The following is an 11403-nucleotide window of genomic DNA, read 5'->3' as shown; positions in this document are numbered from 1 at the left end:
TGAATCCAAAGAATCCAAAGAATCCAAAGAATCCAAAGAATCCAAAGAATCCAAAGAATCCAAAGAATCCAAAGAATCCAAAGAATCCAAAGAATCCAAAGAATCCAAAGAATCCAAAGAATCCAAAGAATCCAAAGAATCCAAAGAATCCAAAGAATCCAAAGAATCCAAAGAATCCAAAGAAATATTAGAGCAAATACTCTACCCTCACTTTATATTTCTTCTTATTTTTTAATTTATTTTATTCTTAATAATACTTAGATGGTTCCACGTGGAACGCTTAATTGGTTTTATAGTTCTGAAATAAAAAAAAGCAGGATTACTCCTGCTTTTCTATCACTACATAACTTTTAGTCAGTGAAAGTTACACGTGCAATTGCTTTTTTCCCAGACTGAATAATAAAAGTCCCGTTTTCTTTTACAGAGAAACTTGCATCTACTACATTCCAGTCTACTTTTACTGCACCACGTGCAACAGCATCTTTTGCAGCTGCTGCATTTGGATTTAATCCTGCTACACGTAAAATCGTAGCAATAAAGATTTCTCCTCCAAACTCACCACGTGAAATAGTCACTTCAGGTGTATCTTCTGGCACCTCACCTTCTGTAATACGGTTACCTGCACTCTTATGAGCATTGGCAGCTGCTTCAGCATCATGGAAGCGTTCAACCAACTCGAGTGCAAGAATACGTTTTACTTCTTGTGGATTACGACCAGCCGCGATTTCATCTAATAAAGCTTTGATCTCATCTAGAGATTTAAAACTTAATAAATCGAAATAACGTTCGATTAAAGAGTCAGGCATTGATAATACTTTTTGGTACATAGCACCTGGCGCATCAAAAACACCAATATAGTTACCTAAAGATTTAGACATTTTATTTACGCCATCTAAACCTTCTAGAATCGGCACAGTGATACACACTTGTGATTCTTGGCCATAACGGCTTTGTAAAGTACGACCCATAAGTAAGTTAAAGGTTTGGTCTGTACCACCTAACTCAACGTCAGCTTCAAGCGCAATTGAGTCATAGCCTTGAACTAAAGGATATAAGAACTCATGAATCGCAATTGGCTGATGGTTGCTATAACGCTTAGTAAAGTCATCACGCTCTAACATGCGCGATACGGTTTGTTGACTCGCTAACTGGATAAGGTCAGCAGCAGACTTTTGGTTAAACCATTCTGAGTTAAAACGTACTTTTGTTTTATTCGGGTCTAAGATTTTAAAAACTTGTTCTTGATAAGTTTTAGCATTGGCTTCAACTTGTTCACGTGACAACGGCGGACGAGTTGCACTTTTACCCGTTGGGTCACCAATCATCGCTGTATAGTCACCAATCAAGAAGGTAACTTCATGGCCCAAGTCTTGGAACGTTTTTAGTTTGTTAATAAGAACCGTATGTCCTAAATGTAAATCTGGTGCTGTAGGGTCAAAACCAGCTTTAATTTTAAGAGGACGATTCTCTTTAAGCTTTTTCAGTAAATCTTCTTCTGAAATAATTTCGTGCGTGCCTCGTTGGATGAGGGCAAGCTGTTCTTCGGCGGGCAAGAAATTTGACATCACAAAACCTAAACACATCAGTTATTCAATTTGTGCGATATACTAACATTTTTTCAGCGTCTTGCAGGGGAAGTTGCATATGAGCGCAATCTATATCGGCGTAATGACTGGCACTAGTATGGATGGTGTAGATATTGTTGCGGCTTCATTTGAGCCACTACAGCTTCATGCCACTCTTACAGTTCCTTTCGAACCCGAGTTACGTGATGAGCTTATGGCATTAACTTTACCCGATGACAATGAAATTGACCGTATGGGTAAAGCTGATGTTGCTCTAGCCAAAATGATTGGTCATGGGATTAATAGCTTAATTGAAAAGCATCAATTAGACCGTAGCCAAATTAAAGCGATCGGTTCGCATGGGCAAACTATTCGTCATCGTCCAGAGCATGGCTTTACGTTACAAATTGGCGACCCAAACATTATTACTGAAATCACTCAAATCCCGGTTGTTTCAGATTTCCGTCGTAGAGATATGGCTGCAGGCGGACAAGGTGCTCCATTAGTCCCAGCTTTTCATCAAGCATTATTTCAACATCCAAGCATTCATCGTGTGATTTTGAATTTAGGCGGCATTGCCAATGTAAGTATGTTACCTGCCAATAATCCTGACGGTGTATTCGGTTTTGATACGGGACCTGCGAATATTTTGATGGATGCATGGTGTCATCGCCATACGGGTCATCCATATGATGAAAATGGTGATTGGGCTGCTTATGGGCATCCTATTCGCTCTTTACTCGACCGTCTTCATGCGCATGAATATTTTTCTAAAGAGCCCCCTAAAAGTACGGGACGTGAAGATTTCAATATTGACTGGCTAGATGATCAGTTAATCGATTGGCGTAATGATTTAACTTACGATGAGTTAGAAGATACACCAGAAAATATTCAAGCAACCTTATTAAAACTTACTGTGCGTGCTATTCAAAAAGCGATTTATCGTTCTGATATGGAAACAGGCGAAGTATATGTATGTGGTGGTGGGGCTTATAACTCTTATTTGTTAGAACAATTACGCTGGCGTTTACGTAAGCACAATTGGTCAGTTCAAACCACAGATGTTTTAGGACTCTCCCCTACCTGGGTCGAGGCTACAGCATTTGCATGGTTAGCAATGCGTTTTGTGAATAGTTTAAGTGGTAATTTACCAGCAGTAACTGGTGCGTCTGATTTTAGAATTTTAGGAACAATCACGGCGGTATAAGATTTTTTATAAGTTCTTTTACCTAGATTCGACCTTATAGCACATTTACTGACCCGAAATGCTGTTATTTAAATGTGCATAAAAACTCATGATAAACGCCAACAAAAATAAGTAAGGCATGTTGTTATGGATTTGACCAACCGTATTCATCAATATACTCGTGGGGCTTGGACATTCGATGTGATTGATTCAGGCCCTATAGATGGCCCTCTCGTGGTTTTATTGCATGGCTTTCCAGAAACTGCACATAGTTGGGTGCAAACTTCTGAACTATTGCATCAGCATGGATTTAGAACACTTGCGATTCATCAACGTGGTTATAGTCTAAATGCTAGACCACAAAGCCGCTTTCATTACGCTTTAAGTGAACTAACTGAAGATGTCGCAGTTTTTATTAAGGGGCTTGGTCAACCAGTTTATTTAATTGGGCACGATTGGGGTTCTGTAATTGCGTCTAGTGTAGCTATGAAGTACCCGCAGTATATTCAACATCTCACTTTAGTTTCTGTGCCGCATCAAGCCGCATTTTTAAAAGCTTGTTTAAGCAGTAGACAACTTTTTAAATCTTATTATTTTGCAATTTTTCAGCTACCGATTGTGCCCGAACTTTTATTTAAAAAGATACCGAAATTAGGCCGTAAGTTTCTAAAGTCATCAGGCATGACCGAACAGCAAATTGAAATATTCGCGACTGAGTTTATAAAAGAAAATAGGCTAACTACGGCGTTAAATTGGTACCGTGGATTTTTCTGGGATAAACCTCAGAATCCTTTTAAATTAATAGATGTGCCGACTCTATTTATTTGGGGTAGAGATGATATTGCTGTTACAGAAAAAAGCGCCGAGTTAAACTCACGTTATTTTAAAAATAGTTATAAAGCCATTTTCATGAACGCTTCTCATTGGATTCCTTATCAGAATGCACCTGAACTGGTTCAATACTTTTTAGAATCTATCAGTGAAAAATAATGATTTGACTAATAAAAAAACCTCTCAAAATAGAGAGGCTTTTTTATTTAAAATTCTTTTTAAATCGAGAACGAAGAACCACAACCACAAGTTGTTGTCGCATTTGGGTTCTGCACAATAAAGCGTGAACCTTCAAGGCCTTCAACGTAATCAACCACTGAGCCAACTAAATATTGATAGCTGAGTGAGTCAACAAGCATCTTTACATCGCCATTTACAAATTCAGCATCATCTTCATTTACGCTTTCAGCGAAATTGAAGCCGTATGAAAACCCTGAACACCCGCCTCCGGTTACATATACACGTAACATGAGATCGTCATTCCCTTCACTATCACGGAGTTGGCGTACCTTATTGGCAGCATTATCTGTCAAAACTAGAGCTTGGGCATTCATGATGATTGTTCCTCGGATTTTGCTGTGCCTTTCAAAATAAAAAAGACCCTATATTGAGTATAGCATAATCAATATAGGGTCTGTCTTCGAAGTTTAAAGCGAATCTTGAGTATTTTTATCAAGATTATTTGTAATTCTCATCTTGTAAGCCACATTCGAAGTTTTTCGCATCTTGCTTACAACGGAATTGCCATAATAATTTCATCATCCGTTTATCATAAACACCGCGTTTTGTAAGATTAATTCGTGATTCACGCATAAGCTTTTGATAGCCCGGTTTATCGGCAGCAGGTACATCCATCCAATATTTTTGCGGAATATCAGCTTTCATTTTTCCTAAGATAGTAAAGGCACGTGGTAACTGGCCTGCCACCCATTCTCTAGATTTCTGACCAAATCCAGCTGGGAATTTATCTGGACGAATAATAATATTTCCAGTCACCTGTAAGATTGGATAGTTAACGATTGCTCCTTTCGTGCCTAAGCCTTTTTGTAGTTCTAAAGGTTTAAACGCTGCTGCTGGCGCACCAATAATATCAACCTGATGATTATTAAATTTAGCTCCAAAGTTAGTCACATCAGCACTCACAGCCTGTGCCCCTACCTGCTGAACCATAATTTTTTGCGCTTCATCGTAATCTAGTACAGCAATTTTTTTACCCGCAGCTTTCGCCACTGTATTAATACTACGGTCGTTTACTAAAAGGTAAGCGTCCCCTACCGGAATAACACCAACGACTTCATAGCGCCCATTCACCATATATTTACTAAAGGTTGGACTCGCCAAACCTTGCATGACTTTAACAGCAAGTTTGAGATCGGGAATCGCACCAATAGCATCTAATGAACCTGTAAATGAGTTGAATTGACGCCCACGCATACCCGATACGCTAATGCCATCACATTTTCCAGCTTTAAAATCTTCAGCAATCACTGCTTCGTTTTGATTTACTTTGAGTTCGATATCAGCTCCCCAGTTTTTCGCTGCAAGCTGATAATCTTTCATGAGTGCATAGACGTCACCATTTTTACCAACGAAGTCAAAAACACAAATAGTTTGTTTGGCTTCGGCTGCAAATGAAATTGTTGTGAGTCCCATCGCAAGTAAAAGCGTTTTGGAAAATCGCATATTCTTTTCCTTTCCTTGTAGATTTTTTGTTTTTAGCATCAAGAAATTTCACGCTGGTCGGCATGATTCTCATGAGATATGCTTCATCTAAAATTTGCGATTAAGATATTTTTACGAGCAATTCTGTTTATATGAGCTCAATTAAAGAAAAATAGATATTTAAATATCGATAGTACTTCTTTGATCACTCACATCCTTGTTCAGTTTTTATACCTTCATATATCCAGATGAAGTTTTATCTTCAAATTAGATTATCGACTTTTCAATTCACCACAATGGCTGAATTGACAGCCTATATAAAGCAAAAAAGCCTAGAACTAAGTCTAGGCTTTTAAGATCAATATGAATTATTCACCAGGCATTGAACATTCAAAGTTAGCTTTGTCTACAGAACAACGTGCTTTTTTCAATACAGACATCATACCAGCATCGTAAATACCACGTTTAGTTAAGTCCATACGGCCATCACGTAACATTTTTTGATACTTAAGTTTGTCTTCAGCACTTAGGTTCATTTTATATTTACCTGGAATTTGCGCTTCTAAACGATTAATCATCGCAAAGTTTTTAGGTAATTGTTTCACGAACCAGTCACGAGACTTTTGGCCAAAGCCAGCAGGGAATTTATCAGCACGTAATACTAGGTCAGCAGTTACATGTAATACTGGGAAGTTCCACATTACACCATTTGCACCCAAACCTTTGTTTAATTCTAATGGTTTGTATGCATAAGCAGGCGCACCTACCATATCTACCTGACCATTGTTAAATTTAGCAGCAAAGTTTGAAATATCAGAAAGAACCGCCTGAGCACCTACACGCTGCACCATAATTTTTTGTGCATCGTCATAGCCTAACACGGCGAATTTTTTACCCGCAGCTTTTTCAACAGAGTTGATGTTTTTGTCACGTACGAAAATGAATGCTGAACCTAGCGGAGAGATACCAGCAACTTCGTATTTTTTACCACCAAGATTAGTTGTCATTTTGGCAGCATTACGTGCATCTAATACATAAGTAATAGCACGTTGCGCGATTTGGTTATTAGGAACACCACCAAGCGAGTCGATTGATCCTGCGAATTTGTTATATTGGCGTGCGCGCATAGCAGTCATTGCTACAGCATCACATTTACCAGCTTTGAAATCATTATCTGCAACAGCCTCGTCCTGACGAGGAACCAAGTTAATTTCAGTACCCCAGCCTTTTGCAGCTAGAGCCCATTCTTCCATCATTTTATATGAGTCGCCTGCTTTTCCTAAGAGGTCGAATACACACACGGTACTCGCTGCTTGCGCTGAAGCAGAAAAACCAACAACAGAAGCGGCAGCCATAGCAAGTACGATTTTTTTCATTTTCTTCATCCTTCCACGGAACAGATTTTTTGTTTGAAGTTTCCTTTCAAACACAGATATTAATCATGTTTTTTAGAAAAAAATAGAGCTTTTACTCAAATATTTTTATCTCATTGGATCATTGTTTGTGCTATTTAAATTATTTATCAAAATTAAAAACTACTAATTTTCCGTAAGTTACTTTTTATATTCACAATTTTCATACCCATATTCAGCTTTGAAATATGTGTAGCGATTTTGTGATTAAAAAACAAACTACTCACCATTGAGCGTACATTCAAAATTTGTTCGTTCAATGGTACATCGTGCACGTTTTAGTACACTCATCATGGTTGCGTCATATACTCCTTGCTTTGTAAGGCCAAGGCGACCTTCTCGTAATATTTTTTGATATTTCAGTTTATCTTCAACTGAAAAATTGATTTTAATTTTAGAGGGTACTCCAGCTTCCAACCGTTTCACCATCGTAAAATTTTGCGGTAATTGCTTAATGAACCAGTCACGAGACTTCATTCCAAAATTGGCTGGAAACCTATCACTTCTTGCAATTAAGTCCCCTGTAACGTTGACTACGGGAAAAGTAAACATTGCCCCATTTGTTCCAATACCTTTGCCTATTTCTAATGGTTTATAAGCATAAGCAGGAGCGGCAATGGCATCGACTTGGCCATTATTAAATTTTTTCACAAAATCTGTAATTTCTGATGGGATAGGATGCGCACCTACACTTTCCACCATAATTTTTTGGGCTGCGTCATATTGTAAAATAGCAAATTTAGTACCGCGTACTTTTTCAATTGAGTTGAGGCTTTTATCTCTTACAAACAAGTAAGCCAAACCAATCTGGACAATCCCCACCACCTCGTAGTTTGTTCCATTTTGTGCAGTTACCATACGATGTTTATTACGTTGGTCTAAAACGTAACTAATTGCCTTTTGAGCAATTGCATTACTTGTCACCCCACCAATAGCATCAATCGAACCTGCAAATTTATTGTAATTTCGCGCTCGCATTGAGGTCATATAAGCTGCGTCACATTTGCCCTCACGCAGTCTACGATCTACCAAAGCTTCGTCTTGAAATGGAATTAAAGTAATGTCGGCCTGCCAACTTTTCGCTGCCAATGCCCACTCTTCCATCATTTTGTAGGATTCACCTGATTTTCCCAATAAATCGAATACACATACATTTTGCCCAGCATGTGCTGTTCCCATAGCACAGCAAAATACTGCACCAATTATCCCCAATCCTTTTTTCATTTGACTTTCCTTAGTCTAGTTTTATTAGGAGTTCATTTATCAACCAAGTTTTAAATTGTTTTTATTTTAGCCATATTTTTTAGAATGTGGTCTATCTCGTTAAAAATTTAGATATTTTCAGACGAATAGCTTAAATAGAGATAGGTTAAGCCATGCAATCTCAGCATTTATAAACTAAAACTCTGAAAGTTTTGTCTTCACGGCCAGTTCTCTTTAAAATACAGCATCCCTAACTCACCTCGATAAGACAAGATGATTCAATTTGACCAAGTTTCTTTACGCCGCGGTGGACGTGTTCTCTTTCAAAAAGCGTCTATGCAATTACACCCAGGTTGGAAGATTGGTCTGACTGGGGTCAATGGTGCAGGTAAATCAACATTATTTGCAGCATTACTGGGCAGCTTAGGCGCAGATGAAGGTACACTTACTCGCCCTTCAGTCTGGACTGTGGCGCATATGGCTCAAGAAGTTAAAGCTCTAGACATGCCTGCCCTCGATTTTGTTCTTTCTGGTGATGAAGAATATTGGGATATTCAAAATAAGCTTGCTCAACCAGATCAACTCACAGATTCAGACTTGGCTAAACTACATGGCCGCTTTGATGAAATTCACGGTTATTCAGCACCATCTAAAGCTGCCCAGCTTATGGCTGGCTTAGGGTTTTTAGAACATCAATTACGTTTAAACGTTGCTAGCTTTTCTGGTGGATGGCGTATGCGCTTAAACTTGGCGCGTACATTAATGAGCCGTTCCGATTTATTATTACTAGACGAACCAACCAACCACTTAGATTTAGATGCAATTTTGTGGTTAGAAGATTGGCTTAAAGCCTATGAAGGTACTCTCATCCTCATTTCGCATGACCGCGACTTTTTAGATGCAATTACAGATCATATTCTCCATATTGAGAATCAGGAACTCACGCTTTACACGGGTAATTACTCCACTTTTGAAACAACTCGAAGTGAACGCTTAGCACAACAACAACAAGCCTTCGAGAAGCAGCAAGAAACCCGTGCTCACCTACAAAAATTTATTGACCGTTTCAAAGCAAAAGCAACTAAAGCTCGTCAAGCACAAAGCCGTATTAAACAACTTGAGCGTATGCAACAACTCGCCCCTGCTCATGTCGATACGCCGTTTACTTTTAGTTTCCGTGAACCGACCAAAATGAGTTCACCTTTGCTGACTTTAGACCATGCCAGCATAGGTTATGGCGATAAGCAAATTGCTGAAAAAATTAAACTTCAAATTACACCGAACTCACGTATTGGTTTACTTGGTATGAACGGCGCAGGTAAATCAACTTTGATTAAGAGCTTGGTCGGTGATTTACCACTTCTAGCAGGTGAACGTAAAGCTTCGGAGTTGCTTAATATTGGCTACTTCGCACAGCACCAAATGGATGCTTTAGATGGCCATGCTAGCCCGATGCTACAGCTTGCACGTTTGGCAGATAAACAAATTAGTGAAGCCACCTTACGCTCGTTCCTTGGTAGTTTTGGGTTTAGTGGTGAACGCATGGATACACCATGTGAAAGCTTTTCTGGCGGTGAGCGCGCTCGTTTGGCTCTAGCACTGATTGTATGGCAGCGTCCAAATGTTTTAATTCTCGATGAGCCAACGAACCATTTAGATCTTGATATGCGTCATGCACTGAGCATGGCTTTACAAGATTTTGAAGGTGCTGTCGTTCTGGTTTCTCACGAACGTCAACTTATTGCCAGTGTGTGTGATGAACTTCTTTTAGTACACGGCGGCAAATGTACCGAATTTGAAGGTGATTTGCAGGATTATGCTAAATGGTTACGTGAAGCACGTCAGCAGCAAATCAATGCTCAAACTGCTGTAGCAGCAAATAACTCATCATCTGCTGCTCCTGCTCCAACTAAAGTTGATAAAGAAGCACAGCGTAAAGAAGCCGCACGCCGTCGTGAACAGACTCGACCTATTCGTAAAAACATTGAGAAGGTTGAATCACAAATTGAAAAGCTTCAACCGCGACTTGCTGAAATTGAAGAAGCTTTAGCAGATAGCTCATTATATGAAGCGAATCGTAAAGACGATTTGCTGAAATTGATGAATGAACAAACCGAGTTGAAGGCTAAACTTGAACAACATGAAGAGCAACTTTTAGAACTCATGATGGAACTTGAGGAAATGGAAGCCTCTTTCGAAAACTAAGTTCTTGCCAGTACTGGTATTTTTAAGGACCAGTACTGGCTTTTAGTTCAAATCAGAGCTTTATTTGCGCTACTATATAAAAATTTGAATGACTTCTAATAATATTTCATTCAGCTGTTAAATTTTTGAGATAGATTCAAATTTGATAACATATAAGACTTAAGCTACATCTTAAGGGTTGCCATACACAGATAATTTAACTAAATTCTGTAACTTCGTTTTTACCCTTCTTGAGTAGGTATTTAATTCGGGATCAGACAAACTGAATGAATTTTATTGATTTTATTACTAATTTTGAACATTTTTTACCTATTTTAATTCAGGAGTATGGCGCATGGGTCTATGCCATACTCTTTTTGATTATTTTTTCTGAAACAGCTTTTGTATTTATGTTCTTTTTGCCTGGAGATAGTTTACTTCTAACTGTAGGGGCACTTTGCTCAGTAATTGAAATGATGCATCTGGGTTATATGATTACTTTGCTTACCGTAGCTGCCACCCTAGGCTATATTGTGAACTACTCTATTGGTCGTCATTTTGGTAACCGTATTTTTGAAGCAAAATCACGCTTTATTAAGAAAGAATATTTAAATAAAACCAACCGTTATTTCTTGCAACACGGTGGGAAAACTATTCTTCTGGCACGCTTTATACCTTTTGCACGTTCTTTTGCACCATTAGCTGCAGGCTCTAGCAATATGAGTTATGGAAAATTTTTAATCTATAATGTCGCTGGAGCTATTTTGTGGATTTGTATTCTCTTAACAGCAGGATATTTGTTTGGCCACGCGCTCATTCAGGTTACAGATTTAGTAGAAAATTAATCTATTTAAGTTTAGTACACTTAAATAGATCAAAAAATAAAGGGAATGAATCAATCATTCCCTTTATTTTTTAGATAAAAATGAATCTATCTAAATTTTTTGTGGTTTTCATTACGGATATTAACCAGATTAATTGCTTCTGATTTTGCTTGGTCTAATTGGCCCTTATCAACCAATACAGTAACTCGATCAATTTCAGCAATCAACTGATCTAAACCCGCTTGATATTGTTTTACCTGTACATTTTCCGGCGGTAAACCTTCTAACTTATGAGGTAAAGATTTTTTTGAAGATAATGCAGCCTGACGCATAATCACAAGCTGCTGTTTTGCGTTATTGAGATCTTTCGCTTCAGCAAAGGCTTTTGTGCTCTTTGCTAAAGTTTTCATGTCAGCTTCCAAGTCAGCTGCAAATGCAGAATGACTCACTAAAGCTGCACATGAAATCAGCATACTTGCTATAAAGTTTTGACTCATCATCTTCTCTCCTTAGACTGATTTAGAATCTAGCTATCA

Annotated in this window: 11 protein-coding genes; 5 read left to right on the top strand and 6 right to left on the bottom strand. The window is 38.4% G+C overall.

Going from position 1 to position 11403, the window contains the following annotated elements:
* Nucleotides 1–235 (top strand): hypothetical protein (locus tag J576_RS20240; RefSeq protein ID WP_033855698.1); only part of this gene is annotated, 235 nt, incomplete at its 5' end.
* Between the two features lie 115 nt (nucleotides 236–350).
* On the opposite strand, the gene tyrS is transcribed toward J576_RS20240, so the two are convergent.
* Nucleotides 351–1583 carry a tyrosine--tRNA ligase gene (gene tyrS, locus J576_RS16800; protein ID WP_002051927.1) on the bottom strand — a complete coding sequence of 411 codons (1233 nt, stop codon included), beginning with the start codon at nucleotides 1581–1583 and terminating at the stop codon, nucleotides 351–353.
* 61 nt (nucleotides 1584–1644) lie between these two features.
* Between tyrS and J576_RS16795 the strand changes: the two genes are divergently transcribed.
* Nucleotides 1645–2772 carry an anhydro-N-acetylmuramic acid kinase gene (locus tag J576_RS16795; RefSeq protein WP_004711281.1) on the top strand — a complete coding sequence of 376 codons (1128 nt, stop codon included), beginning with the start codon at nucleotides 1645–1647 and terminating at the stop codon, nucleotides 2770–2772.
* A gap of 126 nt (nucleotides 2773–2898) precedes the next feature.
* A complete protein-coding gene (locus tag J576_RS16790; RefSeq protein ID WP_002051920.1) occupies nucleotides 2899–3741 on the top strand; it encodes an alpha/beta fold hydrolase in 843 nt (280 codons plus the stop codon).
* 59 nt (nucleotides 3742–3800) lie between these two features.
* Here J576_RS16790 and erpA read toward each other — a convergent pair whose 3' ends face one another.
* The 4 genes from erpA to J576_RS16770 all read right to left on the bottom strand — a co-directional run bounded on the left by erpA (nucleotide 3801) and on the right by J576_RS16770 (nucleotide 7880).
* Complete coding sequence (gene erpA, locus J576_RS16785) at nucleotides 3801–4136, bottom strand: iron-sulfur cluster insertion protein ErpA (RefSeq protein WP_000993572.1); 336 nt, start codon at nucleotides 4134–4136, stop codon at nucleotides 3801–3803.
* 124 nt (nucleotides 4137–4260) lie between these two features.
* Nucleotides 4261–5265, bottom strand: coding sequence for a putative solute-binding protein (locus J576_RS16780; protein ID WP_002051879.1), 1005 nt, complete (start codon nucleotides 5263–5265; stop codon nucleotides 4261–4263).
* A gap of 347 nt (nucleotides 5266–5612) precedes the next feature.
* The gene (locus J576_RS16775) at nucleotides 5613–6620 is read right to left on the bottom strand and encodes a putative solute-binding protein (RefSeq protein WP_002051905.1); all 1008 of its coding nucleotides are present in this window, start codon (nucleotides 6618–6620) and stop codon (nucleotides 5613–5615) included.
* Nucleotides 6621–6875: 255 nt separating this feature from the next.
* Nucleotides 6876–7880: a putative solute-binding protein gene (locus J576_RS16770; RefSeq protein WP_002051946.1), complete on the bottom strand. Its 1005-nt coding sequence runs from the start codon at nucleotides 7878–7880 to the stop codon at nucleotides 6876–6878.
* Nucleotides 7881–8132: 252 nt separating this feature from the next.
* On the opposite strand from J576_RS16770, the gene J576_RS16765 reads away from it, so the two are divergent.
* Entirely contained in the window at nucleotides 8133–10064 is a 1932-nt protein-coding gene (locus J576_RS16765; protein ID WP_002051876.1) for an ATP-binding cassette domain-containing protein, read from the top strand.
* Between the two features lie 266 nt (nucleotides 10065–10330).
* Nucleotides 10331–10888 carry a VTT domain-containing protein gene (locus J576_RS16760; protein WP_002051888.1) on the top strand — a complete coding sequence of 186 codons (558 nt, stop codon included), beginning with the start codon at nucleotides 10331–10333 and terminating at the stop codon, nucleotides 10886–10888.
* Between the two features lie 86 nt (nucleotides 10889–10974).
* Here J576_RS16760 and cybC read toward each other — a convergent pair whose 3' ends face one another.
* Complete coding sequence (gene cybC, locus J576_RS16755; RefSeq protein ID WP_002051901.1) at nucleotides 10975–11367, bottom strand: cytochrome b562; 393 nt, start codon at nucleotides 11365–11367, stop codon at nucleotides 10975–10977.
* Nucleotides 11368–11403: the final 36 nt, after the last annotated feature.

This window comes from Acinetobacter sp. 766875 (assembly GCF_000582055.1).
GTDB lineage: Bacteria > Pseudomonadota > Gammaproteobacteria > Pseudomonadales > Moraxellaceae > Acinetobacter > Acinetobacter nosocomialis.
This window is presented reverse-complemented; position numbering and strand designations above follow the sequence as displayed.

Excerpts from the sequence above, each read along its gene's own strand:
- tyrS (WP_002051927.1), bottom strand. The coding sequence starts at position 1,583 with ATGTGTTTAGGTTTTGTGATGTCAAATTTCTTGCCCGCCGAAGAACAG.
- J576_RS16795 (WP_004711281.1), top strand. The coding sequence starts at position 1,645 with ATGAGCGCAATCTATATCGGCGTAATGACTGGCACTAGTATGGATGGT.
- J576_RS16790 (WP_002051920.1), top strand. The coding sequence starts at position 2,899 with ATGGATTTGACCAACCGTATTCATCAATATACTCGTGGGGCTTGGACA.
- erpA (WP_000993572.1), bottom strand. The coding sequence starts at position 4,136 with ATGAATGCCCAAGCTCTAGTTTTGACAGATAATGCTGCCAATAAGGTA.
- J576_RS16780 (WP_002051879.1), bottom strand. The coding sequence starts at position 5,265 with ATGCGATTTTCCAAAACGCTTTTACTTGCGATGGGACTCACAACAATT.
- J576_RS16775 (WP_002051905.1), bottom strand. The coding sequence starts at position 6,620 with ATGAAAAAAATCGTACTTGCTATGGCTGCCGCTTCTGTTGTTGGTTTT.
- J576_RS16770 (WP_002051946.1), bottom strand. The coding sequence starts at position 7,880 with ATGAAAAAAGGATTGGGGATAATTGGTGCAGTATTTTGCTGTGCTATG.
- J576_RS16765 (WP_002051876.1), top strand. The coding sequence starts at position 8,133 with ATGATTCAATTTGACCAAGTTTCTTTACGCCGCGGTGGACGTGTTCTC.
- J576_RS16760 (WP_002051888.1), top strand. The coding sequence starts at position 10,331 with ATGAATTTTATTGATTTTATTACTAATTTTGAACATTTTTTACCTATT.
- cybC (WP_002051901.1), bottom strand. The coding sequence starts at position 11,367 with ATGATGAGTCAAAACTTTATAGCAAGTATGCTGATTTCATGTGCAGCT.